The 26,148-nt window shown below is 70.8% G+C and carries 28 protein-coding genes; 18 read left to right on the forward strand and 10 right to left on the reverse strand.

Translation table 11 applies throughout. The features are described from left to right. Positions 1-165 precede the first annotated feature (165 nt). The 8 genes from ABZ855_RS38380 to ABZ855_RS38415 all read left to right on the forward strand — a co-directional run bounded on the left by ABZ855_RS38380 (position 166) and on the right by ABZ855_RS38415 (position 7,114). A complete protein-coding gene (locus tag ABZ855_RS38380; RefSeq protein WP_360815169.1) occupies positions 166-519 on the forward strand; it encodes a histidine triad nucleotide-binding protein in 354 nt (117 codons plus the stop codon). Positions 520-525: 6 nt separating this feature from the next. Then, positions 526-1,434: a ribonuclease Z gene (locus ABZ855_RS38385; protein ID WP_360815172.1), complete on the forward strand. Its 909-nt coding sequence runs from the start codon at positions 526-528 to the stop codon at positions 1,432-1,434. A gap of 20 nt (positions 1,435-1,454) precedes the next feature. Then, positions 1,455-2,450, forward strand: coding sequence for an adenosine deaminase (locus ABZ855_RS38390; RefSeq protein WP_360815175.1), 996 nt, complete (start codon positions 1,455-1,457; stop codon positions 2,448-2,450). Positions 2,451-2,587: 137 nt separating this feature from the next. After that, positions 2,588-3,715, forward strand: a complete 1,128-nt coding sequence (locus tag ABZ855_RS38395; protein WP_360815178.1) for a PfkB family carbohydrate kinase — start codon at positions 2,588-2,590, stop codon at positions 3,713-3,715. Between the two features lie 154 nt (positions 3,716-3,869). Beyond that, positions 3,870-4,937 carry a PhoH family protein gene (locus ABZ855_RS38400; protein ID WP_319204520.1) on the forward strand — a complete coding sequence of 356 codons (1,068 nt, stop codon included), beginning with the start codon at positions 3,870-3,872 and terminating at the stop codon, positions 4,935-4,937. A 13-nt stretch (positions 4,938-4,950) separates the two neighbouring features. Further along, positions 4,951-5,448: an rRNA maturation RNase YbeY gene (gene ybeY / locus ABZ855_RS38405; protein WP_319204522.1), complete on the forward strand. Its 498-nt coding sequence runs from the start codon at positions 4,951-4,953 to the stop codon at positions 5,446-5,448. After that, a complete protein-coding gene (locus tag ABZ855_RS38410) occupies positions 5,445-6,758 on the forward strand; it encodes a hemolysin family protein (RefSeq protein WP_360815183.1) in 1,314 nt (437 codons plus the stop codon). Before ybeY ends, ABZ855_RS38410 begins: the two co-directional genes overlap by 4 nt. After that, positions 6,755-7,114, forward strand: a complete 360-nt coding sequence (locus ABZ855_RS38415; RefSeq protein ID WP_360815186.1) for an MmcQ/YjbR family DNA-binding protein — start codon at positions 6,755-6,757, stop codon at positions 7,112-7,114. Before ABZ855_RS38410 ends, ABZ855_RS38415 begins: the two co-directional genes overlap by 4 nt. 30 nt (positions 7,115-7,144) lie before the next feature. Here ABZ855_RS38415 and ABZ855_RS38420 read toward each other — a convergent pair whose 3' ends face one another. From ABZ855_RS38420 to ABZ855_RS38445, 6 genes are all read right to left on the reverse strand, one after another. Beyond that, positions 7,145-8,356 carry a hypothetical protein gene (locus ABZ855_RS38420; protein ID WP_360815190.1) on the reverse strand — a complete coding sequence of 404 codons (1,212 nt, stop codon included), beginning with the start codon at positions 8,354-8,356 and terminating at the stop codon, positions 7,145-7,147. 200 nt (positions 8,357-8,556) lie between these two features. Beyond that, positions 8,557-8,964 carry a hypothetical protein gene (locus tag ABZ855_RS38425; RefSeq protein ID WP_360815193.1) on the reverse strand — a complete coding sequence of 136 codons (408 nt, stop codon included), beginning with the start codon at positions 8,962-8,964 and terminating at the stop codon, positions 8,557-8,559. Then, the gene (locus ABZ855_RS38430; protein WP_360815196.1) at positions 8,958-9,737 is read right to left on the reverse strand and encodes a M23 family metallopeptidase; all 780 of its coding nucleotides are present in this window, start codon (positions 9,735-9,737) and stop codon (positions 8,958-8,960) included. The genes ABZ855_RS38425 and ABZ855_RS38430 overlap by 7 nt, the downstream gene beginning before the upstream one ends. Before the next feature lie 103 nt (positions 9,738-9,840). Beyond that, complete coding sequence (locus ABZ855_RS38435; RefSeq protein WP_360815199.1) at positions 9,841-10,728, reverse strand: NlpC/P60 family protein; 888 nt, start codon at positions 10,726-10,728, stop codon at positions 9,841-9,843. A gap of 114 nt (positions 10,729-10,842) precedes the next feature. Next, positions 10,843-11,340 carry an RNA polymerase sigma factor gene (locus tag ABZ855_RS38440; protein WP_360815202.1) on the reverse strand — a complete coding sequence of 166 codons (498 nt, stop codon included), beginning with the start codon at positions 11,338-11,340 and terminating at the stop codon, positions 10,843-10,845. A gap of 121 nt (positions 11,341-11,461) precedes the next feature. Further along, complete coding sequence (locus ABZ855_RS38445) at positions 11,462-12,151, reverse strand: M15 family metallopeptidase (protein WP_360815205.1); 690 nt, start codon at positions 12,149-12,151, stop codon at positions 11,462-11,464. Between the two features lie 304 nt (positions 12,152-12,455). Here ABZ855_RS38445 and ABZ855_RS38450 point away from each other — a divergent pair, with 304 nt between their 5' ends. The 7 genes from ABZ855_RS38450 (at position 12,456) to ABZ855_RS38480 (ending at position 20,744) form a co-directional block, all read left to right on the forward strand. Further along, positions 12,456-15,719, forward strand: coding sequence for a BTAD domain-containing putative transcriptional regulator (locus ABZ855_RS38450; RefSeq protein ID WP_360815208.1), 3,264 nt, complete (start codon positions 12,456-12,458; stop codon positions 15,717-15,719). Positions 15,720-15,864: 145 nt separating this feature from the next. Then, the gene (locus tag ABZ855_RS38455; RefSeq protein ID WP_360815211.1) at positions 15,865-16,227 is read left to right on the forward strand and encodes a hypothetical protein; all 363 of its coding nucleotides are present in this window, start codon (positions 15,865-15,867) and stop codon (positions 16,225-16,227) included. 60 nt (positions 16,228-16,287) lie between these two features. Next, positions 16,288-16,653 (forward strand): hypothetical protein, encoded by a 366-nt coding sequence (locus ABZ855_RS38460; protein WP_360815214.1) that lies wholly within the window; start codon positions 16,288-16,290, stop codon positions 16,651-16,653. Positions 16,654-16,929: 276 nt separating this feature from the next. Further along, entirely contained in the window at positions 16,930-17,289 is a 360-nt protein-coding gene (locus ABZ855_RS38465; protein ID WP_319204551.1) for a cytidine deaminase, read from the forward strand. A 250-nt stretch (positions 17,290-17,539) separates the two neighbouring features. Then, positions 17,540-18,034, forward strand: coding sequence for a hypothetical protein (locus tag ABZ855_RS38470; protein ID WP_360815217.1), 495 nt, complete (start codon positions 17,540-17,542; stop codon positions 18,032-18,034). A 269-nt stretch (positions 18,035-18,303) separates the two neighbouring features. Next, entirely contained in the window at positions 18,304-19,635 is a 1,332-nt protein-coding gene (locus tag ABZ855_RS38475) for a beta-xylosidase (RefSeq protein ID WP_360815352.1), read from the forward strand. Positions 19,636-19,736: 101 nt separating this feature from the next. Next, positions 19,737-20,744: a DUF916 domain-containing protein gene (locus ABZ855_RS38480; protein WP_360815220.1), complete on the forward strand. Its 1,008-nt coding sequence runs from the start codon at positions 19,737-19,739 to the stop codon at positions 20,742-20,744. Between the two features lie 10 nt (positions 20,745-20,754). Here the strand turns inward: ABZ855_RS38480 and ABZ855_RS38485 are convergent, their stop codons facing one another. From ABZ855_RS38485 to ABZ855_RS38495, 3 genes are all read right to left on the reverse strand, one after another. Next, positions 20,755-21,168 (reverse strand): hypothetical protein, encoded by a 414-nt coding sequence (locus ABZ855_RS38485; RefSeq protein ID WP_360815222.1) that lies wholly within the window; start codon positions 21,166-21,168, stop codon positions 20,755-20,757. Positions 21,169-21,219: 51 nt separating this feature from the next. Then, positions 21,220-21,621 (reverse strand): hypothetical protein, encoded by a 402-nt coding sequence (locus ABZ855_RS38490; RefSeq protein WP_360815225.1) that lies wholly within the window; start codon positions 21,619-21,621, stop codon positions 21,220-21,222. Between the two features lie 249 nt (positions 21,622-21,870). After that, positions 21,871-22,209 carry a P-II family nitrogen regulator gene (locus ABZ855_RS38495; RefSeq protein ID WP_360815228.1) on the reverse strand — a complete coding sequence of 113 codons (339 nt, stop codon included), beginning with the start codon at positions 22,207-22,209 and terminating at the stop codon, positions 21,871-21,873. Positions 22,210-22,318: 109 nt separating this feature from the next. Here ABZ855_RS38495 and era point away from each other — a divergent pair, with 109 nt between their 5' ends. Together era and ABZ855_RS38505 are read left to right on the forward strand one after the other, a co-directional pair. Beyond that, positions 22,319-23,302, forward strand: a complete 984-nt coding sequence (era, locus tag ABZ855_RS38500) for a GTPase Era (RefSeq protein WP_360815231.1) — start codon at positions 22,319-22,321, stop codon at positions 23,300-23,302. Between the two features lie 198 nt (positions 23,303-23,500). Beyond that, positions 23,501-24,316: an acyl carrier protein gene (locus ABZ855_RS38505; RefSeq protein WP_360815234.1), complete on the forward strand. Its 816-nt coding sequence runs from the start codon at positions 23,501-23,503 to the stop codon at positions 24,314-24,316. Between the two features lie 12 nt (positions 24,317-24,328). Here the strand turns inward: ABZ855_RS38505 and ABZ855_RS38510 are convergent, their stop codons facing one another. Beyond that, positions 24,329-25,171 (reverse strand): helix-turn-helix transcriptional regulator, encoded by an 843-nt coding sequence (locus tag ABZ855_RS38510; protein ID WP_360815237.1) that lies wholly within the window; start codon positions 25,169-25,171, stop codon positions 24,329-24,331. A 122-nt stretch (positions 25,172-25,293) separates the two neighbouring features. On the opposite strand from ABZ855_RS38510, the gene ABZ855_RS38515 reads away from it, so the two are divergent. After that, positions 25,294-26,148 carry an NAD(P)-dependent oxidoreductase gene (locus ABZ855_RS38515; RefSeq protein ID WP_360815239.1) on the forward strand — a complete coding sequence of 285 codons (855 nt, stop codon included), beginning with the start codon at positions 25,294-25,296 and terminating at the stop codon, positions 26,146-26,148.

Consider the following 26,148-nt stretch of genomic DNA (forward strand, 5'->3'; position numbering starts at 1 on the left):
ACGGGCTAAAAATTAGCCCCTCCGGCGTTTGAGGAGCGGGGGTTCGGGGGCAGCGCCCCCGAGACGGATGGGACGGGTAGGGGCGGCGGGGGCGAAATCACCTCGATACGATGCCCCAGGTACGCGATCAACCGTCGCGTCGGTCATCGGGTGAGGAGACACCACATGGCAGGGGCACCGCAGGACGACTGTCTGTTCTGCAAGATTGTCGCGAAGCACATCCCGGCGACCATCGTCCGGGAGACCGACACCACCCTCGCCTTCCGGGACATCAACCCCCAGGCACCGACGCACATCCTCGTCATCCCCAAGGTCCACCACCCCGACGCCGCCTCCCTCGCCGCCGCCGAACCCGGTGCCGCCGCCGACGTCCTGCGCGACGCCGGTGAGATCGCCGCCGAGGAGAAGCTGGACAGCTACCGCATCGTCTTCAACACGGGCAGCGGCGCCGGCCAGACCGTCTTCCACGCCCACGCGCACCTCCTCGGCGGGCGCGGACTGCACTGGCCGCCCGGATAACACGCCATGTCCGCACGTGAACTGGTCGTCCTCGGCACCGCCAGCCAGGTACCCACCCGGCACCGCAACCACAACGGCTACCTGCTCCGCTGGGACGGCGAGGGCATCCTCTTCGATCCCGGCGAGGGCACCCAGCGCCAGATGCTGCGCGCTGGGGTCGCCGCCCACGACCTCAACCGGATCTGCGTCACGCACTTCCACGGGGACCACTCGCTCGGGCTCGCCGGAGTCATCCAGCGCATCAACCTCGACCGGGTCCCGCACGAGATCACCGCGCACTACCCGCGCTCCGGGCAGAAGTTCTTCGACCGGCTGCGGTACGCCACCGCCTATCGCGAGACCGTTCAGCTCGGGCAGGTGCCGGTTGCGGGGGAGGGTGGGATGCTGGCCGACGCCGGCGGTTATCGGCTCGAAGCCCGCAGGCTCTCCCACCCCGTCGAGTCGTACGGCTATCTCCTCGTCGAGCCCGACGGGCGCCGCATGCTGCCCGAGCTGCTCGCCGAGCACGGGATCAAGGGGCCCGACGTGGGGCGCCTTCAGCGGGAGGGTTCCCTCGGGTCCGTCACCCTCGACGACGTCAGTGAGCTGCGGCGCGGACAGCGGTTCGCGTTCGTCATGGACACCCGGTTGTGTGACGGGGTGTATGAGTTGGCCGAGGGCGTGGACATGCTTGTCATCGAGTCGACCTTCCTCGACGAGGATCGGCAACTTGCCGATGACCATGGGCACTTGACCGCTGGTCAGGCGGGCGCCGTCGCCCGGGACGGCGGCGTCCGGCATCTCGTTCTCACCCACTTCAGCCAGCGCTACTCCGACCCCGACGAGTTCGAGCGGCAGGCTCGGGCCGCCGGGTACGAGGGTGAGTTGACCGTCGCCTACGACCTGCTCCGGGTTCCGGTTCCGAAACGGCGGTAAACCGGTCGTACGATTCTTTGATGTCCCTCCCCAAAGCTGAACTGCACCTCCACATCGAAGGCACCCTCGAACCCGAGCTGGCCTTCGCGCTCGCCGCGCGCAATGGCGTCGTGCTGCCCTACGGCGACAGTGAAGAACTGCGTAAGGCATACGACTTCGATGATCTTCAGTCCTTTCTGAATCTGTACTACGAGCTCATGGCCGTGCTGCGTACCGAGCAGGACTTCGCGGATCTCGCCAACGCCTATCTCGCGCGGGCCGCCGCCCAGGGTGTGCGGCACGCGGAGATCTTCTTCGATCCGCAGGCGCACATCGCGCGCGGTGTGGAGATGGGGACGGTCGTCGAGGGGCTGTGGCGGGCACTGGGGGAGAGTGAGGCGGCCCATGGCATCTCCACTCGGCTGATCATGTGCTTCCTGCGTGATCAGTCCGCCGAGTCCGCGATGGAGACGCTGGAGGCGGCCAAGCCGTATCTCCATCGGATCATCGGCATTGGGCTCGACTCCGCCGAGGTCGGGCACCCGCCGGTGAAGTTCCGCGAGGTGTACGAGGCCGCCGCCGCGCTGGGGCTGCGGCGCGTGGCGCACGCGGGGGAGGAGGGGCCGCCCGAGTACATCACCGAGGCTCTCGACGTGCTCGGCGTCGAGCGGATCGACCACGGGCTGCGCTGTATGGAGGACCCGGTGCTGGTTGCGCGGCTCGTGCGGGAGGGGGTGCCGCTGACGCTGTGTCCGTTGTCCAATGTGCGGCTGCGGGCCGTCGATGTGCTGGCGGAGCATCCGCTGCCCGCGATGCTCGACGCGGGTCTGCTGTGCACCGTCAACTCCGACGATCCCGCCTACTTCGGCGGATACGTCGGCGACAACTTCGGGGCGGTACGGGAGGCCCTGGGGCTGAGTGAGGAGCGGTTGCGGGAGCTGGCGCGGAACTCGTTCCTGGCGTCGTTCCTGGAGGACGACGAGGAGCGGCGGGCCCGGTATCTCGCCGAGGTGGCGGCGTACGAGTTCGGGGGCTGACCGGCTCCGCCGGGCGCCACGCGCGGCTCCCGGGGCCGTAGGGGCGGGCCGGTGTCAGTGGTGTGGTGCAGACTGGCCTGATCCGCACTGTCCGTCATCAGGGTCCGTATTCAGGGTCCGTCGTCAGGGAGCGCACCGTGATCGCGTCCACCGCGTCCACCGGAGAGGGATCGTCCTACCGTCAGGCCCAGGTCGATCCCCTGGCCGCGCTGCGCACGCCCGGTGAACCTCCGTGGGACGTCTATCTGACGGGCACCGTCTTCCTCGACATCATCTTCACCGGGCTCGACTCCGCCCCCGTGCGCGGCACCGAGTCCTGGGCGCGCGGGATGGGGTCCAGCCCGGGCGGGGTCGCCAACATGGCCACCGCCCTCGCCCGGCTCGGCCTGCGGACCTCCCTCGCCGCCGCCTTCGGCGACGACCACTACGGGGAGTACTGCTGGGACGCCCTCGAGCAGGGCGAGCACATCGACCTGTCCACGTCACGCACGGTCCCCGGCTGGCACTCCCCGGTCACCGTCTCCATGGCGTACGAGGGCGAGCGCACGATGGTTTCGCACGGTCACGAGCCGCCCCCCGAGGAGCCCGCCCCGGAGTGCCCGCCGCACGCCAGGGCCGCCGTCGCCTCCCTCACCCCGGGCGTCCGCGCCCCCTGGATCGCCCAGGCCGCCCGCAAGGGCACCCGGATCTTCGGCGACGTCGGCTGGGACGACACCGGGCGCTGGGACCTCGCGGGCCTCGCCGACCTGGAGCACTGCGAGGCCTTCCTGCCCAACGCCGAGGAGGCCATGCGCTACACCCGCACCGACTGCCCCCGCAAGGCCGCCCGCGCCCTCACCGAGCACGTGCCGCTCGCCGTCGTCACCCTCGGTGCCGAGGGCGCGTACGCGGTGGACGGCCGGACGGGGGAGACGGCCGAGGTGCCCGCCATCGCCGTGGAGGCACTCGACCCGACGGGTGCGGGGGATGTCTTCGTCGCCGGGTTCGTCACCGGCACACTCGCCGACTGGCCGCTCGCCGACCGCCTCGCCTTCGCCGGGCTCACCGCCGCGCTCTCCGTGCAGGACTTCGGCGGTTCCCTCTCCGCACCCGGCTGGGCCGAGGTCGGCGCCTGGTGGCGCGAGATCCAGTCGTACGAGCGGCAGGACCCGGCGGCCCTGCGGCGGTACGCGTTCCTCGCCGACCTGGTGCCCCAGAGCGCCCGACCGCGCCCCTGGCCGCTGCGACGGGCCGTCCCGACGATCGGTTTCGGCAGATCGGCCTGAGCACGGACACGCGGGCAACGACCTACGTACACCGGACCGTGAGCGAAAAGCCCTACGGCGTTGTCAGTGCACCGACGTACCCTGGGAGCGGAAGGCTACCCACGTGGTAAGCGAGCCTCATCGAGGAGGTCGTGCAGGCCTACAGAGCCGGCCCATGACTCAGACACCCACAGCTCAGACCCCCGCGCGGGGGCAGGCGCGAGCGCAGTTCACCGTCCCGGCCGCCCACCCCATGGTGACCCTGCTGGGTTCGGGAGACGCCCTCCTGCGCGTGATCGAAAGGGCCTTCCCGGCGGTCGACATCCATGTCCGGGGCAATGAAGTCAACGCCGTTGGCGAAGCGGGCGACGTCGCCCTCGTCCAGCGGCTGTTCGACGAGATGATGCTGGTGCTCCGCACCGGACAGCCGATGACGGAGGACGCAGTGGAACGCTCGATCGCCATGCTCAGAGCGAGCGGGAACGGGGAGGGTGACGGCCTGGAGACCCCGGCCGAGGTCCTCACCCAGAACATCCTGTCCTCGCGGGGCCGCACGATCCGTCCCAAGACCCTCAACCAGAAGCGCTACGTCGACGCCATCGACAAGCACACCATCGTCTTCGGCATCGGGCCCGCCGGTACGGGCAAGACCTATCTCGCGATGGCGAAGGCCGTGCAGGCGCTGCAGTCCAAGCAGGTCAACCGGATCATCCTGACCCGCCCCGCGGTGGAGGCGGGAGAGCGGCTGGGCTTCCTGCCCGGCACGCTCTACGAGAAGATCGACCCGTATCTGCGCCCGCTGTACGACGCGCTGCACGACATGCTGGACCCGGACTCGATCCCCAAGCTGATGGCTTCCGGGACGATCGAGGTCGCGCCGCTGGCGTACATGAGGGGCCGGACTCTCAACGACGCCTTCATCATCCTGGACGAGGCGCAGAACACCTCGCCCGAGCAGATGAAGATGTTCCTCACCCGGCTCGGCTTCGACTCGAAGATCGTGATCACGGGTGACGTGACGCAGGTCGACCTCCCGTCCGGGACCAAGTCGGGCCTGCGGCAGGTGCAGGACATCCTCGAGGGCCTCGACGACGTCCACTTCTCGCGTCTCACGTCCCAGGATGTCGTCCGGCACAAGCTGGTCGGCCGTATCGTCGACGCGTACGAGAAGTACGACAGCGAGAACGGTACGGAGAACGGCACCCACAAGGGCGTCCGGGACAGCCGCAACAAACGGAAGTAGACAGACCAGCACCATGTCGATCGACGTCAACAACGAGTCCGGAACCGAGGTCGACGAGCAGGCGATCCTCGACATCGCCCGCTACGCGCTCGCGCGGATGCGCATCCACCCGCTCTCCGAACTCTCGGTGATCGTCGTGGACGCCGACGCCATGGAGCAACTGCACATCCAGTGGATGGACCTGCCCGGTCCGACCGACGTCATGTCCTTCCCGATGGACGAGCTGCGTCCGCCGTCGAAGGACGACGCCGAGCCGCCGCAGGGGCTTCTCGGTGACATCGTGCTCTGCCCCGAGGTCGCCGAGAAGCAGGGCAAGGAGGCCGAGACGCAGCACTCCATGGACGAGGAGCTCCAACTCCTCACCGTCCACGGCGTGCTGCACCTCCTCGGGTACGACCACGAGGAGCCGGACGAGAAGGCCGAGATGTTCGGCCTCCAGGCCGCCATCGTCGACGGGTGGCGCGGCGAGCAGGGGATGACCGGTCCGTCGCCCGCCCCGACGGTGTCATGAATCCCCAACTCGTCACCGGCGCCATAGCGCTGGTCGTCGTCGCCTGGCTCGCCGCCTGCGCGGAGGCGGGCATCGCGCGCGTCTCCAGCTTCCGCGCCGAGGAAGCCGTACGCGGTGGCCGGCGCGGCAGCGCAAAGCTCGCCCAGGTCGCCGCCGACCCGACCCGCTATCTCAACGTGGCGCTGCTGGTGCGCGTTGCCTGCGAGATGGCCGCCGCCGCGCTCGTCACCTACGCCTGCCTCAAGGAGTTCGACAGGACCTGGCAGGCCCTCGCCGTCGCCATCGGCGTGATGGTGCTCGTCTCGTACGTCGCGGTGGGGGTCTCGCCGCGGACCATCGGGCGTCAGCACCCCCTGAACACGGCCACGGCAGCCGCGTACGTCCTGCTGCCCCTCGCCCGGATCATGGGGCCGATCCCCTCCCTCCTCATCCTCATCGGCAACGCCCTCACGCCTGGAAAGGGCTTCCGGCGCGGCCCGTTCGCCTCCGAGGCGGAGCTGCGCGCGCTGGTCGACCTGGCCGAGAAGGAGTCCCTGATCGAGGACGACGAGCGCCGTATGGTGCACTCCGTCTTCGAGCTGGGCGACACCCTCGTACGGGAGGTCATGGTCCCGCGTACGGACCTGGTGGTCATCGAGCGGTACAAGACGATCCGGCAGGCGCTCACCCTCGCGCTGCGCTCCGGGTTCTCGCGCATCCCGGTCACCGGGGAGAGCGAGGACGACATCGTCGGGATCGTGTATCTGAAGGACCTCGTCCGCAAGACGCACATCAGCCGGGACGCGGAGAGCGAGCTGGTGTCGACCGCGATGCGGGCCGCCGCCTTCGTACCCGACACGAAGAACGCCGGCGACCTGCTCCGCGAGATGCAGCGCGACCGCAACCACGTCGCCGTCGTCATCGACGAGTACGGCGGCACGGCCGGCATCGTGACCATCGAGGACATCCTCGAGGAGATCGTCGGCGAGATCACCGACGAGTACGACCGTGAACTCCCGCCCGTGGAGGAGCTCGGCGACGAGCGGCACCGCGTCACCGCCCGCCTCGACATCACCGACCTCGGCGAGCTGTACGGCCTCGAGGAGTACGACGACGAGGACGTGGAGACGGTGGGCGGGCTGCTCGCGAAGGCCCTGGGCCGCGTACCGATCGCCGGGGCCTCGGCGACCGTCGAGCTGCCCGACGGGCGCGAGCTGCGGCTCACGGCGGAGGCCGCGGCCGGGCGCCGGAACAAGATCGTGACGGTGCTGGTGGAGCCGACCGACCCCGCCGGGATCGCGGAGGAGGAGAAGGAGGGGAGCGAGGCGTGACCCCGCAGGAGCTGCGCGCCTTCTGTCTCTCCTTCAACGCCGCCGTCGAGGACTTCCCGTTCAGCCCGGAGATCTCGGTTTTCAAGGTGCTGGGCAAGATGTTCGCCCTGTCCTGGACGGACAATCTGCCCCTGAAGGTCAACCTGAAGTGCGGCCCGGAGGACGCGATCCGGCTGCGCGCCGACCACCCGGGGCTGATCAGCCCCGGGTACCACATGAACAAGCGGCACTGGAACACGGTGACGGTGGACGGGGAGTTGCCCGATCAGCTCGTACGGGAGCTGATCGAGGACTCGTACGACCTGGTGGTGGCCGGTCTGCCGCGTGCGGAGCGGTTGCGGCTCGACCGGCCCTGAGCGGTCGGCGGACCGGCCGGTGCGGACCGGTCAGCAGACCGGTACCCCTGGTACCTGGTTCTCCGGGACGCTGAGATAGATGTTGGTCATGTGGCCGCCGTACTGCGGCAGATGGGCCCACCAGTCGTTGACGTAGGGCGGCTCGCTGACCTGCTGGCCGCGCCTCTGGCAGTCGACCAGGACCTCGACACCGGCGGGCAGTGTGGTGAGCGTGCTCGAGGCGGTCGTCGCCTGGGCGCGGACCCGGACGCCGCTGCCCCAGGTGCCGATCCAGGTGCCGGCCGGGCGGGTGGCGCCGGGGACGTTCAGGGAGCGGGTCAGCCGGCCGATGTCCGTGTAGGCCTTGCCGTAGGACGTACCGCTGGGGTGCAGGGTGAAGACCGCCACGATGGAACGGTCGCCCGCGCCCACCACACCCGTCGTGTGCAGCGCGGGACGGGAGAGGTCCACGGCGTCGGCGCCGGCCGCTGTCCGAGCGGCCGTCGCGGCCGGTTCTTTCGCCGCTGCCGCCGTCGCGGTCGGGGTCGTGGCCGTGCAGCCGCCCGAACTGAAGCCCGACCAGCCCTGCTTGACGGCCCAGGGGCGGTTGAAGGAGCCCGCGATGCCGAAGTGCTGGTCGTAGCCGTCGGTCGCGCAGCGGGTGGACTGCCTGAGGTTGCCGAGGAGGTAGTCGCGTGTCGCCGCCGGGGCGGAGTCCAGCAGATGGCGGTAGATCTTCACGGTGTCACGGGCCGAGAGAGCCGTGTAGCCCCAGTAGCCGGGGTGGGTCGACGGCGGGCGGAGGGTGTCCGTGAGGCCGAGGCGCGTGACCATCCGGTCGACGATCGCCCCCGAGCCGTTGTTCGACCAGAACGTGCTGGCGGCCGTGTCGTCGCTGCCGCGCAGCATGGTGTCGATCCGGGCCCGGTCGGCGGCCGGGAGGGCGTCGGGGCTGCGGTTCCAGAGCACGTCCAGGGCGATCAGCAGCTTCACCACGGACGCTGAGCGGAACTGCCCGGCGGTGTTCAGCTGTTCGGTGAACGTGCCGGTCTGGCGGTCGAACACGGCGACGCCCGCCGTCACCCCGGCCGGCACGTCGGCCTGGACCGCCGCCGGGCGCGGGGCGGGGGTCTCGGCGAGTGCGGCGGGGGCGGCGGTCGCGGTGGTGGAGACGAGCGCGGCGAGGGCGGCGGCCAGCAGGCCCGCCCGCACCGCGCCACGACGGGCGGACCGGACGACGGCCCCGCCCCGTGCGCTGCTCAAGGTCATCATGGTCATCCCTCGGGTCGGGTAGCGGTGCGTCGCTCGCACCAGTGATGAGACGGCGTCACAGTCCGCCTCGTATGACGCCTTATGGCCTCGTATGACGCCGGATGCCCCCGGGATCTGGGGTGATCCCGGGGGCATCCGGTTGGCGCGGGGCCCGTGGTGCAGCGGACCTTCAGCGGTCTTTCAGTGGCCGTTCAGCAGTTCGGCAGTCCCGAGTCCGGCTCGTCGTTGCCGCCTCCGGCGAGGAAGATCTCGCTCATGTACGCGGACGGGGCCATGCCCATCGCCTGGGTCTTGACCCACCAGGTGTGCCAGTAGCCGTTGTACGTCGCACGGCCGCCCTTGACCTGGCACAGCACCCTGAGGAAGCCGCCGTCGGGTGACGTCGCGATGACCGGGGCCTGCGGTTCGGGGGCCGAGCGCAGGTTGACGTTCGATCCCCAGATCGGGCACAGGAAGGTTCCCGGGTAGTTCCGGTCGGGGGTACAGGGCGCCGAGTCGGCGGCCCGCGCGGACGAGGTGAGGCCGGGGGAGAGAAGCATCGCGGCGGCCAGAGCGACCGCTGCGAGACCCGTCGTACCGGCGCGGGCGACGGTCAGCATTCGGGCACACCCGGCAGCCAGGCGGCGGGGTGGTCGATGTAGATGTTGCTGACGAAGCCGCCCAGCGCCGGGATCTTGGACCAGGCGTCGTTGGTGTAACCCTCGGCGTTGACCGTGTCGCCGTGCTTCTGGCACTCCACGTAGACCGCCGTCGGCCCGGTCAGCGTGCGCACGACCGCCGCGTTCAGCCGCGCGTCGGCGCGCACGCGGACCGAGGTGCCCCAGGTGGTGAAGTTGGTCCCGGGCGTGGGCGTTCCACCGCCGCCGCCCGGGGTGCACGGCAGGCTCACACCGCGCGCCGAGAGGTAGTCGACAGGGTTCATGCCGCGGCTGGCGGACGACGACGCGTACGTCCTGAGGTGCAGGTGGTTGCCGGTGGAGTCGCCCTCGGAGCCCATGCGCGCGATGTGCTGACCGGCGTTCACCCGATCGTTCAAGAAGACCAGGCGCTCGTACATGTGGCCGTACTCGGTGATGGAGCCGTCGTCGTGCTTGATGCGGATCCACTGGCCGTAGCCCTGGGCGGGGCCGGAGGCGATGACGGTGCCCGCCCCGGTGGCGTAGATCGCCGTACCGCGGCTGTTGGCGATGTCGACGCCGTCGTGACCGGAGTGCCACCCCTGGGTCACCGTGCCGGCGGCCGGGCAGGCACCGGCGGCGGCGACCGCGCTGGGGGCGGCGTCGGCCTGGCCGGCCGCGAGCGGGATCAGGCCGGTCGCGACGACGGTGGCGACGAGCATGCCGATGGACTTGGTGCGATTGAGCACGCGCATGGCGAACTCTCCTCCGTGAATAGCTGGTTACTGGTGATTGGTTACTGGTGATTGGTGTGCCGGCTTGTGCTTGGGGGTGTGTCCGGTAGGGCTTGCCGGCTGGTCAGCAGTTGGGGACGCCGGGCAGCCAGGCGGCCGGGTCCTGGATGTAGATGTTCGAGATCCACGCCTTGTACTTCGGCAGGTACGACCAGGCGTCGTTGGTGTAGCCCTCGGCGGTGACCGTCTCCGCGTGCACCTGGCACTGCACGTCCACCGCGGTGGGGCCGGGCAGCCGGGTCACGGGCGGCCTCTGGGTGCCGGGGTCCGGGCGCAGGCCCACGCCGGTTCCCCAGGTCATGAACCGCTTGGTCCCGGCGGGCGGCTGCTCGGCGCCGGCGATGCGCAGGGCGCCCGCGTACTCGGAGTTCAGCCGTACGTCGCTGACCATCACGACCGTCCCGGACTCGCGGGCCTCGACCATCTTGCCGCCGCCGAGGTAGATCGCGATGTGGTGGACGCTGCCGAGGTCGGCCGGGTTGGATCCCCACAGCAGCAGGTCGCCCGGCTGCAGCGGGCCGAGCCCCTGGTCGCGGGTGAACCGGGCGGTGGCGCCGCTCCACTTGGCCTGGTTCCAGGACCCCTCGGGCAGGGCGATGCCGGCCCCCTGCCAGGCCGCGTACTGCACCAGGTGCGAGCAGTCGAAGCCCTTGACCTGGCTGTCGTGGGCGCCGGGGCCGCCGCCGGGGTAGTCCTGGCCGTACGTCGGCCCGTGGATGGAGCCGCCGCCCCACGAGTAGGGCACCCCGAGCTGTGAGCACGCGGCGTTGACGATCGCCTGTGCCTGGGCGGACGCGTTCGCCAGAGGCCGGCAGTCGGCGGCGGCCACGGCCTTCGCGGGGAGCGGCGACGCGGCGGCCATCGCCGTCCCGGTACAGGCCAGGGTGGTGGCGAGCAGCAGTCCGCCTGCCGTCGCGAGTGTGCGGTTGCGGTTGCGGTTGGTGCGGCGCATGTGTTCCCCCTGTGTGCTGCGCAGGTTGTTGTGTGCGGGTGAGTGCTGGTGTCGGGCAGGTGGTCGGGCTGCCTAACGTCGTGGCCGTTCGCGCGTCGCGGCCGGCGCCGGTTCCTATGCGTCGAGTGCGGAGCGGATCTTGGCGAGGCCGCGCATTCGGTTGCGCTGCACCGTGCCGCGGTGTGCGCCGAGCCGTTCCCCCGCCATGTCGTGGGTCAGGCCCTCGATGTCGACGAGGATCACGGCCGCCGCCTCCTTGGGGGACAGCCCGCGCAGCAGCGCGGTCGTCACCGTCTCGGCCTCCCTGCTCGCGAAACCGCCGTCCCAGCTGCCCTCCGGCAGGAGGTCGGTGCAGCGCTCCTGGCGCGAGGGGTGCCGGTACAGGTCGCGCAGCAGGTTCAGCGCCGCCGCGCAGGTGTAGGCGTACGGCTGCTGCTGACGCGCCAGGGTGCGGGCCCGTGCCCGGCGGGAGAGTCTCAGGTACGTCTCCTGCAGCAGGTCGTCGGCGTCGTGCGGATTGCCGGTCATGGCCAGCAGCCGGCGCCGCAGTTTCGGCATCGCGGCGGTGAACGCCTCGTCGAACTCGGCTGCCGTCATGTGGTCGGTGGTCATGGACGACGTGGTCGGCGTCGTCGCTATGCAGGTGTTCTCCACGGTGTTTCCCCCGGGGTCTGTCGGTCTCAGACTGAGGTCGGGCCGGCGTTGTCGGTGCTTTCGGTGCCTTCGGCGTCTTCTAGCTCTGCGGTGCTGCCGTGCTGTGGGGTTGTGGCTGGTTCAGGGAGGCGGGGCCGTACTTGGCGGTCGGCGCCCCGGTCAGCAGCGCCCAGTACCGGTCGCCGTACGACCAGTGCCACCACTCGGTCGGGTAGTTGACGAACCCCGCCGCCGTCATCGCCCGGCCCAGCACCGCCCGGTTGGCCCGGGCCTCGGCGTCGATGTTGGCCGCGGCGGTGCGGCAGCCGCCCTCGCTCTCCTCGGGCGTGGCGTTGACCTCCGTACCGAGGGACAGCTCCCTGCCGTCCTCGGTGCACAGCGTCAGGTCCACCGCGCCCCCGCTGACGTGCGGGGCGACCTCCGGGGGCGAGATGTACGCGCTGGCCAGCTCGCGGATCCGGGCGGGCCCGGCGTCCGGGTGGGCCGTGCGCAGCGTCGCCGCGTACGTGTCGAAGTAGTGGCGCTGCAGCGCGGGGGGCCGGAAGCCCTCCACCATCAGCAGGCGGATGCCCGAGGGCAACGCGGCCTGCGCGAGCAGCAGCCGGCGCAGTACGTCGGCCCTGAGGTGGGCGTACGAGCCGTCGTGGTCGGCCTTCCGCGTGTCGACCCGCAGTGCGGGGAACTCCCTTGCGTCTGCGAGGAGTTCACCGTTCTCGGTGACACGCGTGGCTGCGACCCGGGGATCCGAGAGCAGGATGATGTCCGTCACGCTTCACAGCGTGGAGGAGCGTCATTCAGGAACGATGCAGATCCTCTGCAGGACGCCTGCAACGCCTGCTGCAGAGCTGCAGGGCGGTGCCGCTCATACGGAAGGGCGTCCTCTTCCGTCCCCAGTCGAAAGCCGGACAGTCTTTTCTTCGGAATGGGAGGAATTCTCACCGGAAACCCAGTGATTTCAGGCCACCCGCACTCCTTACCGGTCTGCCGCGAAAAAAGGGCAGTCCGGTGTGAGGCATGCCTGTCGGTGGGTGCCGGTATGTTGTCCCCGACTGCACGTTAAATCGGGGGACACGGTGGACGTTCGCCTTCTTGGGCCGGTCGAAGTCTCGAGCGGGGGACATCGCGTTCCGCTCAACGGCGCCAAACCGACGGCCATACTCGCGGCTCTCGTCGTCCATCTCGGTGAGGTGCTGTCCGCCGAGCGGTTGGTCGATCTGACCTGGGAGGAAGAGCCCCCCGCCACCGCGCGGGCGCTCGTCGCCTCGCATGTGTCCGGACTGCGCCGGGCCCTGGCCGGCACGGAGGGCGGCGACGCCATCCGCACCCGCTCGCCGGGCTATGTCGCCGAGTTCCCGCACACCGCCGTGGACGCCCGGCGCTTCGAGGAGGCGTTCGCCGCCGGTCGGAACGCGGCACTCGACGGGCGGGCCGAGGAGGCCGTCGAGACCCTGCAGGCCGCGTCCCGCCTGTGGCGTGGCCAGGACGCCCTGGAAGGGCTCGGGCAGTCCTTCGCCCGCGTCGAGGCCATGCGCCTGACGGAGCTCCGGCTCGAGGCGAAGGAGTTCCGCTTCTCCGCCGAGCTGGACCTGGACCGGCGTACGGATCTCGTCGCCGAACTCGTCGCACACGTCGCCGCTCACCCCCTCAGGGAGCGCCCGCGCGGCCAGCTGATGACCGCCCTGTTCCGCGCCGGCCGGATGCCCGACGCGCTGCGCTGCTACGACGAGGGCCGCCGGCTGCTCAGTACGGAGCTCGGCGTGGACCCCGGCCCAGAACTGCGCGCGCTGCACCAGGCCCTGCTCCGGGGGGACACGACGGTACTGGGAGCGCCGGCCCGCCCAAGGGCCACGCCCCCGGCGAAGGTGCCCGCACAGGCGGAGGCGGCGACCACCCCGCACCCCGGCGACGATGTACCGGCGTCCCGCGGCCGCTTCGAGCAGCCCCACCCCGAGCAGCCCCACTTCTCGCCGCCCCGCGACGGATCAGGTCGTCCGGCGCCCTCCCAACTCCCGCCGGACGTGGCCGACTTCATAGGGCGGACGGAACAGATCGCCTGGGCGACCGCTCTCCTGGAGGAGGTGCGCAACCCCCTGCGCACCGCGCCGCCCATCGGGGTGATCTCCGGCCGCTCGGGCACCGGCAAGACCGCCCTGGCCGTCCATGTGGGCCACCGCACCGCCGCGCTCTTCCCCGACGGGCAGCTCTTCGTCGACCTGCGCGCCTCGGACTCCGAGCCGGTACGGACCGTGGACGCCCTGGCCCGGCTGCTGCGCGCCCTCGGCGTGGACCCCGAGACCCCGGCGCGCGACGAGGAGGACCTCCTCGGCCTGTACCGCACGCACATCGCGCGCCGCCGGGTCCTGCTCATCCTCGACAACGCCGTCAGCGAAGCCCTGCTGCGCCCGCTGCTCCCGCCGGGCGGCGGCTCGGCCGTGCTGATCACCGGCCGCCGTCGGCTCGTCGCGCTGGAGGGCGCCGCCCACCTCGACCTGGGTGTGCCCTCCGAGCCGGAGGCGCTGGAGCTGCTGGCCCGGGTGGCCGGCCCGACCCGGCCCGCCCTGGAGCCCGACCGGGCCGCCGAGATCGTCGCGCTGTGTGGCCGGCTCCCGCTCGCCGTCCGTATCGCGGGCGTCCGGCTCGCCGCCCGCCCGCACTGGACGCCGGCCCGGCTCGCGTCACGCCTGCGGGACGAGCGCCGCCGCCTGGACGAACTGCAGGCGGGCGACCTGGAGGTGCGCGCGAGCCTCGGACTCGGCTACGCGGACCTCGACCCGCAGGAGCAGCGCGCCCTGCGCCGGCTGGCCCTGATGGATCTGCCCGACTTCGCCGCCTGGGTCGCCGGGCCGCTCCTCGACGTCGACGAGGACGACGCGGACGACGCGGTCGAACAACTCGTGGACTGCCACTTCGTGGAGGTCGTCCGCACCGACGAGACGGGCAGGACGCGCTACCGCATCCATGACCTGGCGCGCGAGTACGCCCGGGAGCGCTGTCTGGCCGACGACGCCCGGCAGGAACGGGAGACGGCGGTCCGACGGCTGGTCGACCGCTGGCTGGGCATGGCACGCAGCGCGGCGGCCCACGGACCGGGCGGCGCCTCACGCCTCCTCCCGGTCACCACGACGGGCGAGTCGGCGGCTGTCGCGGGCGGGCCCACATCGCCGTCGACCTCGCAGGCGAACTCCCTGACAACCTCCCTGTCGACCTCCTTGCCGACCTCGCCCACGGACCCGCTGACGGATTGGCCGACGGATTCGGCAGCGGGCCTGACGGGTGAGCCGGCCGCGTGGTTCGCCGCCGAGCAGCGGTGCCTGCTGGCCGCGGTCGCCCACTGCGCCGAGTACGGCATGTTCGACGCGGCCCGCGAGCTCGCCGCCACCCTCATGGCCGCCTCCGCCGCGCTCTACAACCAGTTCGACGCCTGGTCCCGCTCCCACGACGTGGCCCTGGAGGCCGTACGCCGTGGCGGGGACGTCGAGGGCGAGGCCCGGCTGCTGCACGGTCTCGGCCAACTCCGCCTGGAGCAGGACCGCTTCGACGAGGCGTACGCGTTCTTCGCGGCGGCACTGGGCCTGTTCGAGGAACTGTCCGTACGCAGCGGCCGTGCCGACGCGTTGGCCGGCATGGGCGCGGCCCGCCGCGAACAGGCCCGCTTCGACGAGGCGCTGACCCTGCTGACCTCGGCCCTCGACCTGTACCGGGAGCCGGAGGACATCGCGTCCATGGCCCATGTGCTGTACGGCATCGGATCGGTCCACCGGGAACAGGGCCGCGACGACGACGCGTGGGAGGCCCTGTCCCGCGCGCACCGCCTGTACGTGACCGTCTGGGACCGGCACGGCGAGGCGCTCGCCCTGCGCTCACTGGGCCTGTGCCACCGGGCCCGGGGTGACCTGGCGAGCGCGGAGCCGCTGCTGCGGCAGTCCCTCGACCTCTTCGAGGAGACGGACGACGCCTTCGGCGTGATGTACGCGAGCCAGTCCCTGGCCAAGGTCGAGTTCCGGCAGGGCCGGATGGCCGAGGCCCGGCAGCGGCTCGACCGGTGTCTGGAAATCACCCGTGAACGCCAGGACATGTTCGGCGAGGCCCTCGTCCTGCGCACCATCGGCGAGTGGCACCTCGCCGCGTCCGACTGGGAGACGGCGACCGAGACCCTGCGTCAGGCGCTCGGCCTGTGGGACAAGCTGGAGCTGCCCCTGTGGCGCGCCCGCACCCTGCGGGACCTGTCCCGCGCGGCACTGGCCAGGGGCGAGAGCGCGGCGGGGCGCGAACTCGAGGAGGAGGCCTACGGCGTCTTTTGCCGGCTGGGCAGCCGCGAGGCGCAGGAAGTGCCGTAAGTGCCGTAAGAGCCGTAGTTCCCGTCAGTTCCGTAGCCGTAAAAAACCGAAGGCGGCCCGCGACACGGTCATACGGGCGCGCCTCCCCTTCCGTCATGGAGCCGAACGGGAAACATCCACGGCGAAGGGCAGAACAATGGCGAAGTTGTCCACCAGGCTCGCGGCTACCGGGCTGGCGCTCGGCGCGGCGCTCTCACTCGGCACCGCCGGGTCCGCCGAGGCCGCGTCCGCCGATCCCCGCGCGGTGACCGTGCAGCCGAACAGCAACCTGCGCAGCGCCCCCAACACCAGCAGCCGGATCTGGGGCACCACCACGAAGGAGACCGAGGGCGGCGTCGAGTGCTACACGCGCGGCCAGTACGTGAAGGTCGGCAACTACGGCACCGACGTCTGGTACTACGGCACCGTCATCGACTACGACATCGGCCACATCTACAACAACGTCTGGATGTGGGGCGGCAACGTGAACGTGGGCGCAGACCCGGCGCCCGGCATCGCCCCCTGCTGATTCCGAACCGGACCGATGACGACACCCATGACGACACCCATGACCAGAGGAATGACACCCATGACCAGGCGAAGCGTCTCGACAGCGGCGGCCGGGCTCGTGCTCGGCGCGGTCGTCTCCCTGCTCGGCACCGCCGGTACCGCTGAGGCCGCGCCCTCGAGCACCCCTCGCCTGACGACCGTCCAGGCGAACAGCAACCTGCGCGGCGGCCCCTCCAGCAAGGAGGTTCTCGTCGGCACCACGACGAAGCTGACCAAGGCGGCCATCGACTGCTGGCTCCCCGGCGAGCAGGTCACCGCGGGCGGATACACCACCAACGTCTGGTACCGCGGCGTCGTCGGCGGCTACGAGCTGATGAACGTGTGGGTATGGGGCGGCAACGTGAATGTGGGCGCCGACCCGGCGCCCGGCATTCCCAATTGCTGACCACCTCACCGCTGGTACGGCACCTCACCGCTAGTACGGCAGGATGCGGCCCGAGGGCGTCCTGCGGTCGATGGGGAGGTCGCGGGGGGAGGGGGCGCTGGGCCGGCGGATGACGCGGATGCGGGTCTGGCGGTTCATAACGCCTCCTCATGGCTCGCGGTTCCTGGGTCATGCCCTGATCGCCCGTACCTGATACCTGTTCTTGTGTGACTTCCTTGTGTCATGAAGCCCCAGTCGGCCTCAGCAGGGGACAAACCGCGTAAGTATGCTCATGGCATGACCGACAGCAACGCGCTCGACCTCGATTCCGAGGACCGCAAGATCGTCACCCTGGCCCGCTCGGCCCGCGCTCGCAACGGTGTCCCCGAGGGGGCGGCCGTACGGGACGAGACCGGCCGTACGTATGTCGCCGGCACGGTCGACCTGGACTCCCTGAAACTGAGCGCGCTGCGGACGGCGGTCGCCATGGCCGTGGCGTCGGGGGCGCGTTCGCTGGAGGCGGCGGCCGTGGTGACGGGCGCCGAGGAGGTGCCGGCGGAGGACCTGGCGGCCGTACGGGATCTGGGCGGGCCCGCGACCCCGGTGCACCGGGCCGGGCCGGACGGCGTGGTGCGGGCGACGGTGTCCGCCGGGTGAGGCGGGGCGCGGGGACCGGGCGAGGGTAGGACTTCCGGCCACTTTCGCGGCGTCCGGAAGAACCCGCACAGCTTGTCTTGCAATCGCGAGCAACCCACGCGTCAATGGAGCACGCTCTTCCGACGGACCGTCAGATTCCCCCGCGCGGCGCCCCGCACCCGCCCCGCGGCTGACCGCACCCGGCCGTCGAACCCCCCACATCGCAATTCCCCACATGGCAATTCCCGTACCAGGGAAGGGAATCCGATCGATGACCAGCAAGACAGTACGTCCGCCCGCGCGCAGGCGGATCGGTATCGGTGCGGTACTCGCGGCGGGCTCGCTCGCCGTCACCGGTCTGGCCTTCGCGCCGGCCGCAGCGGCGGTCACCCCACCCTCCGCGACGATCTCCTACAACTGCGGTGTGTTCGGCGGCGGTTCGACGGTCCTCACCGTCACGCAGAACGGCACCTCGGCCACGATCACCGTCAGCTCCAACATCGCGGCCCCGCTTCCGCTCGCCGCCGACTCCATCGCCACCACGCTGACCCTGGCGAAGGCCGGCGGTGGCCTCACCACGTTCACCGGCACCAAGAACCCGGCCATTCCCACCGGCGGTCTGGTCACCGTCGGCCCGCTGAACGGTACCGTCGCCTCGGGTGACAGCCTGGAGGCGGGCGGCGGCACTCTCAAGATGGTTCTCTTCGGCATCACCGTGACCTGTACGCCGACCGGAAACCAGTCACCGGGACCGTTCGTCTTCTAGCGAGGACGCACCTCCCCGCACCTGCTCGACAGCGGCCGGTGTCGCTCGCTTCACCGCGGCGCCGGCCGTTTCCGACTGGGAAGCCGGGAACCGACAAGAACTGAGACTGGAACTGATGTACCGTCAGTTCACTTTCCCGGCTTGCCGGTCAATCGGTGAGATGGCATTGACTTCTCACACAACCTGCACATCAATGGCCCCCTGTCGGCGCAGACGAGCCGCTGCGCCCGCATCCCTCAGAGGGGGCAACCATGGCCAACACGGCATCCATGGGTTCGACCGGCCGAAGACGACGACGCCTTGCCGCGCTGCTCGGGGCGACCGCACTCGCGGTCACCGCCGGCGGTGCGCTGGCCGTCCCGGCCGGAGCAGCCGCCACGGCGTCCGTTCCCGTGGAATTCGCCACGCGCTGCGTACCGCCACCGATCGCCGGCCTTCCGCCGATCGAAGGCACCACCACCGCGCAGATCACGGTGGACAACACCTCACCCAAGGTCGGCGACACCGTCACCGTGACGTACGCGGTGCAGAAGCCGGCCGCCAGCAACCCCACCGATCTCGCACTGCCCGCCGACATCATGACCCCCACCGGAAAGGTCACCCTCGGCGGAGCGCAGACCGGCGACATCACCGTCGCGGGGCCCAAGAAGAACGACCCAGTGCCCGGCAAGGGCGCCTTCCCGGGCTTCTCGATGACCGGCACCTTCACGGTCACCGCGCCCGGCGCGATCACGCTGTCGCCCAGCGACTACAACATCCACACCAGCTACATCCTTGAGCTGGACACGCCCTGCACGGTCATCAACCCGCCCGCACCCGTCTCTGAGACGGTCACGGCCACGGACGGGACCCAGACCAACACCCGTGCCATCACCCTGGGTTCGGCCTCCGGAGCACCCGGGGCCGGGGTCACCGTGAACGGCGCCCACTTCACGCCGGGCGCCACGGTCACGCTCGCCGGCCGGTCCGGGTCCGCCCAGACCGCCGACACCGCGACCGTGACCGCCGACTCCCAGGGCGCCTTCAGCGGCACCCTCGCCGTCAACGACAAGACGACGACCGGGGTCGTGGCGTACGAGGGCAGCGCCTGGAGCGACACCAAGGGCGCGGGCCCGGCCGCCTATGTGGTCATCGACGACACGCCCATTCCCGACAACAGCCAGAAGATCACCACCACCGTCAGGGCCGGTGATCTGTCCATGACCCAGGCCGGGGACGCCGTTCAGTTGAAGGCGGTCGACTTCGGCAAGGGCGGGCCCTCCACAGGCTCGCTGCAGCCGGTGACCGTCAAGGACTTCCGCGGCGGACCCGCGGGCTGGTCCCTGACCGGCAAGGTCACCGACTTCACCGGACCCGGCGCCAAGATCGGTTCCGACAAGCTCAGTTGGACCCCGGCCTGCGCCACCAAGCCCGGAAGTCCCAGCACCTGCCGACCCGGTTCACCCGGTCCCGTGGGCAGTACGGGAGCCACCCTGGCCTCCGTACCCGACGGAACGTTCACCGGCGGCGAGTTCACCGTCGACGCCGGACTCTCGCTGGACGTACCGGCGTTCACCCCGCCGGGCTCGTACTCCGGCGTACTCACCCTCACCCTCTCCTGACCGACGTACACCCAACAAGCATTGTCTGAACGGCTGTTCGTCATCCGGTGGCCGGGCGCGCACCCGCCCGCCACCTACCTCGTCCGTGGGGGTCCGCACCCATGTCACTCCCGATGCGCCGTAAGCCGTACGTCCTTCTCGCGCTTCCCCTGTTCCTGCTGGCGGCGCTCGGCACGTCACTTCTGACGTCCGCCCCCGCCCGCGCCGCCGACAACGGCAGCTGGTCGGTGTATCCCATCGCCTCCGCCGTGGCGCAGCGCCCGTACTTCTACCTCTCCGCCGATCCCGGTACGACGGCCCAGGACAAGGTCACCGTCGCCAACAAGACCGGCGAACCGCTCACCTTCCGGCTGTACGCGGCCGACGCCTACAACACCGCCCGCGACGGCGGGTTCGCGATCCGCACCGCCGAGGAGAAGCAGCGGGGCGTGGGCGCCTGGGCCCGGCCCGCGAAGTCCCGGGTCACCGTGCCCCCGCACAAGTCCGTGACCGTGCCCTTCACCCTCAAGGTGCCCGAAGGAGCCGAACCCGGCGACCACGTGGGCGCGTTGGTCGCCCTCGACGAACGGATCGACAAGGGCGACGGCTCCCTGGCACTCGGCGTGCGGCGCGCGGTCGGAGCGCGTGTGTACCTGCGGGTGAACGGGCCGGCCGTCTCCGCGATCGCCGTCGAACGGGTCAGCATCAGCCACCACCAGCCCCTCGTCCCCGGCCTCGGCGACAGCACCACCACGATCTCCTACACCCTGCACAACACCGGCAACGTCACCCTCGACCCCCGGGTGGAGGTGCGCGCCCAGGGCCTGTTCGGCCGTACGCTGCTCGCCCGCGACCTCACCCGCATCCCCTCCGAGCTGTTGCCCGGCCAACGGGTCCGGCTCACCGAACCCTGGCACGACGCACCCCAACTCGACTGGGGAGACATCACGTTGACGGCGTCCGCCAAGGACACCCGGGAGTCGGCGAGCGTGTCGTTCTTCGCGCTGCCGTGGCTCATGGCGGTGGTGCTGGTGGTGTTCGGCGTGGTGGGAACCGTCCTGGCGGTCAGGGCACGCCGGGCGCGCCCCGGGAGACGCGCGCGCCGCGACGACCACACGCAGGCCGCCTAGGTACCGCGGCCTACGGGTACTCGCAGTACACGGGGCTGGAGGCGGTCTCGACCGGAACGCCGGGCACCGGGCCGTCGTTGGAGCCGCCGCTGACGTACACGGCGCTCACCCAGCCCAGCCAGCCCTGCGGTGTGACGATCTCGACCCAGTAGTGGTTGTAGTAGGTGCCGTCGGAGACGCGGTCGCCCCACTTCTGGCAGAACGCCCGCACGCTGACGTTGGTGAGCCGCTCCTGCGTGGCGAGCCCGCAGGTGGTGCTCGCGCACTGCCGCACCCGCACCTGGCTGCCCCAGACATGGACGGTCGAGGCCGAGGCGTCGGCCTGCGCGGGGGCCGACATCAGCCCCAGTACGGCGGTCAGGCCGAGCAGCATGGCGCCGAGCGCCCGCAGGGAGAACAGACGGGTCAAGGACTTCGAGGACACAGCGGGTGCCCCTCTCGGTGTCGGTGGACGGATGGTGACTGGGTCACTGGGTCACTGGCAGAACGAGTCGGTGGACAGGCCGGGTACCGGCTGGTCGTTGTCGCCGCCGCGTATGTACACCGCGCTGATCCAGCCGATCGGGCCGCCCGCGTTGACCTGCACCCACCAGTTGTTGCGGTAGGGGCCGTCCACGACCGTGGAGCCCTGCTGCTGGCAGAACGCCGTCACATACCGCCTGCCGATCTGCGCGCCGGAGATCGGGGGGCAGGCCGCGGTGGTCTGCGGGCACGCCCTTACGTTCACACCGGTCGCCCACACGTACACCTGGGCGTCCGCCGTGGTCGCCTGGGCCGGGCCGGGGACCAGCAGGGGAAGCGCGGCGGCCGTCGCGACGGCGCCGGCCGGGATCACGCGCCGCAGTGAACGCGCCGCCGCGCGCAGGGTGCTCGTCATTGTCGTCTCCTCGCTCAGTGACTGCTCGTCACAGAGCGGACGGAGCGCGGAACCGTCCCGTATGAGTGCCACGAGTGGGCGTTTCACGGAGGGGGTGCCCGGCTGGACGCGAGGCCGCCCGGCGAGCCCCCGGATGTCCGTGCCCCCGCGCGCCCGGCCGGGGCAGCACCGGAACCGGCCGCCGCTACCCGCTCACACGCCGTGGAGGCCGAAGGGCGAAGTCCGCCTCCTCGGACTCCTCGGACTCACTCAGAGCGCGTCCGGGCCGCGTTCGTCCGTGCGGACCCGTACGACCGTCTCCACCGGCAGAACCCACACCTTGCCGTCCCCGATCTTCCCCGTCCGCGCGGCCTTGACGATCGCCTCGATGGCGGTGTCCGCCTCCGCGTCGTCGACGACGACCTCGATACGGACCTTGGGGACGAGGTCGACCTGGTACTCGGCGCCCCGGTACACCTCGGTGTGCCCGCGCTGACGCCCGTACCCGCTGGCCTCGGTCACGGTCAGACCGTGCACGCCGAGTTCCTGGAGCGCGGTCTTGACCTCGTCGAGGCGGTACGGCTTGACGATCGCGGTGATGAGCTTCATCGGAGCATGGTAGATGCGCGGCCCGGCGGGGCACCCCGGAGATGCCCGGAGGGGCTCGGAAGGGCTCGGAGGGGCTCGGCGTGCGGTGGGTCTCCGTGGATCAGGGACAATGGGCGCCATGAGTGTCCGTACCCCGTCATCCGAGCCGTCCGAGCCGACCGAGCCGTCGAAGGCCTCGGCCGCGCACCGCGCCGGTTTCGCCTGCTTCGTGGGCCGCCCCAACGCGGGCAAGTCCACCCTCACGAACGCTCTGGTCGGCCAGAAGGTGGCGATCACCGCTGACCAGCCGCAGACGACCCGGCACACGGTACGGGGCATCGTGCACCGCCCCGACGCACAGCTGATCCTGGTCGACACGCCGGGACTGCACAAGCCGCGCACCCTGCTCGGCGAGCGCCTGAACGACGTGGTGCGGACGACCTGGGCCGAGGTCGACGTCATCGGCTTCTGCCTGCCGGCGAACGAGAAGCTCGGCCCCGGTGACCGTTTCATCGCGAAGGAACTGGCGGCGATCAAGAAGACGCCGAAGATCGCGATCGTGACGAAGACCGACCTGGTCGAGAGCAAGGCACTGGCCGAACAGCTCATCGCGATCGACCAGCTCGGGCGCGAACTGGGCTTCGAGTGGGCGGAGATCGTGCCCGTCTCGGCGGTCGCCGACAAGCAGGTGGACCTGCTGGCCGACCTCCTCGTCCCGCTGCTCCCCGAGGGCCCGGCGCTCTACCCGGAGGGCGACCTCACGGACGAGCCGGAGCAGGTCATGATCGCGGAGCTGATCCGGGAGGCCGCGCTGGAGGGCGTACGCGACGAGCTTCCCCACTCGATCGCGGTCGTCGTCGAGGAGATGCTCCCCCGCGAGGACCGCCCCGCCGACAAGCCGCTCCTCGACATCCACGCGTTCGTCTACATCGAGCGGCCCAGCCAGAAGGGCATCATCATCGGCCCGAAGGGCAAGCGGCTGAAGGACGTCGGCATCAAGAGCCGCAAGCAGATCGAGGCGCTGCTGGGTACGCCGGTCTATCTGGACCTCCATGTGAAGGTCGCCAAGGACTGGCAGCGCGATCCCCGGCAGCTGCGGAAGCTGGGCTTCTGAGGCGGCGGGTCCTCGGCCCGTCCGCCCGCCCGGCGCAGTCCGGATCTTCCCGCCCACAGCCGTGTAACAGTGGCCGTACGGGTACAACTTGCACCCCGCCTCGCGTGTCGAACCTGGTGTGTCGCACACCCGCGTCGCGGCGGAACCGGTGCCGTCCGGCGCAACTCCTCCAGTCCCGACCGTACTTGGAGTTGAACCGTGCCCAGGAACCTGATGTCGACGCGGCTTGCCGCAACCGCCGCGCTCCTGCTCGCCGCAGGCGCCCTGTCAGTACCCGCCGCCGCCTCGGCGAAGCCCGCGGACGCCGCTCCGGTCCGCGCCTACAAGCTGACGGTGACCACCAACCCCACCAGCACCCACTACTACAGCCGCCGCGTCAACGTCACCGGCACCCTCACCAAGGCCGACGGAACTCCGGCGCCCAACATCCCGATCGACGTCAAGGAGGCCGTCCTCTTCGAGTCGTGGAACCCGTGGGGCGACCCGATCGACCCGACCGACTACGAGACGCGCGACCTGGGCAAGCCGGTCACCGACGCCAACGGCAAGTTCAGCATCCGCAATGTGAACATCGACCACGTGTCGACCAGCAGCCTGCTCGGCGTCCGCCACCAGGTGGAGATCTCCGCCTTCTGGGACGAGGACGGCAACTACAACACCCCGCAGGACGGCTACTACGCGGACACCAGAGTGACCGTCAAGCCCAAGGTCAGCGCGGTCACCTACTCGGTCAACAAGCGCAAGGTGAAGGCGGGGACCATCCTCACGGTCCAGGGCAAGGTCATCCTCCCCAGGGGCATCCATCGCGGGGGCACGGAGGTCTTCCTGCAGACGTACTGGGAGAACGAGTACCGCGTGATGACGACCACCGAGGAGGACGGCTTCTTCGTGATGTCGGTACGCGTCCGCGGCTACGACAACAAGTTCGTCCTGCGCACGGCTCCGACGGACATGTACGTGTCGGGCACCACGACGCGGCTCCCGATCATCAACACGTCACTTCCTCGCAGGTAGCTTGCGGGGTCACTACCGCGCCGACATGTCCTGCACCCCCACCACCCTCAGCAACCGCAGACGTTCGTACGACTCCGTGCCCGGGCGGGCCGTGTGGACGATCAGGAGTTGGTGGTGGTCGGGGGCCAGCATGATCTCGCAGTCCAGTTCCAGGACGCCCACCACCAGGTGCACGAACCGCTTCGTCGAAGACCGCCGTACCGCCACCTCGTGCGACTCCCACAGGCGGGCGAACTCCGTGCTCCTCGACCGCAGTTCGGCCACCAGCGCCGTCGGTACCGGATCGTCGGGGCGGGTCGCGGCGACCGCCCGCAGGTTCGCCACGTGGGAGCGCGCGTGTTCGGCGATGTCCTCCGGTGGGAACAGGGTCCGGGCGGTCGGGTCCGTGAAGAACCGGCGTACGAGGTTCCGTTCGCGCGGTGGACGGTCCGACACGTCCCCCGACAAGGCGCTCGCCATCGCGTTCTGGGCCAGGACCTCGCCGCAGTCGGTCACCACCTGGGCCGGGGTGTCGTGCAGCCGGTCGAGGATCAGCAGCAAACCTGGCCGTACGTGTTCGGAGGGGCTTTCGCGCCGGGGCGGTACCTCGCCCGAAAGGTGGAAGAGGTGGTCCCTTTCGTCGTCGGTGAGGCGCAGCGCCCGGGCCAGGGCGGTCAGCATCTGGCGCGAGGGGTGCGGGCCCCGGGACTGCTCCAGGCGCGTGTAGTAGTCCACCGACATACCGGCGAGCGCCGCCACCTCCTCGCGGCGCAGCCCGGGCGTACGGCGGCGGGCGCCGGACGCGAGGCCCACCGCCGAGGGCTCCAGACGGGCACGCCCATGGCGCAGGAAGTCGGCGAGTTCGGCTCGGTTCACCCCTCCAGGATGTCGCCGGCCGCCCGGCTTATCCAGGGACTGCTGATCCCCTGATCGACGGGTCTCTCCCGCGCCCGGCGGCCCGGCCGGAGGGTGGTGGCACGAGACCGAAGGAGAAGATCATGCTGACACTGGTGACGGGTACGACGGGACAGGTCGGCCGGCGCTTCCTGCCGAGGCTGCTGGCTCAGAGCAGGCCGGGGGAGAAGGTGCGGGTCCTGGTGCGTGACGCGGCCCGTGGGGAGCGCGCCGCCGAGCTGGGCGCCGAGGTCGTCGTCGGGGACCTGCGCGACACGGAGGCGCTCGGCAAGGCGGTCGCCGGGGTGGACGCGGTCGTCAACGTCGCCGCCTCCTTCCGCGGGGTCCCGGACGAGGAGGCGCGGGCCGTCAACCTGGACGCGGCGGTGGAACTGGGCCGCGCCGCGCTGGCCTCGGGAGTGGGGCGCTTCGTCCAGGTCAGTACGGGGCTCGTGTACGGCGCCGGACGCGGGCGCCCGCTGGTCGAGGAGGACGAGTCCCGGCCCGGGGGCGCCATGTGGGGTGCGTACCCCGAGTCGAAGGCGGAGGCCGAACGCCGGCTGCTCGCGCTGGAGGGGCTGGACGTCCGCGTCGGACGGCTCCCCTTCGTCTACGGCGAGGGCGACCCCCACCTGGCCCAGTCGTTGATGTGGGCCGCGCACTGGGCGGCGGCCCAGCGACTGCAGATGGCCCACCACGCGGACGTCGCCCAGGGCCTGCTCCGCATCCTGCACGCACCGGGCATCGCCGGCCGGATCTACAACATCGGCGACTACGCCCCCGTCACAGCGGTCGAACTGCACCAGCTCAACGGGGTCGAGGTCCCCGCCGAGCTGTACGAGAACACCGACCCCGACCCGTGGTTCGGGATCACCTCCACGGACCGCATCCGCAGGGAACTCGGCTTCAGCCCCCTGTACCCCAGCGTCTACGCGGCCCGGGACGCCGGCGCCCTGTGA

Origin of the sequence: Streptomyces sp. NPDC047042, from assembly GCF_040644035.1 — a bacterium.
Lineage (GTDB): Bacteria > Actinomycetota > Actinomycetes > Streptomycetales > Streptomycetaceae > Streptomyces.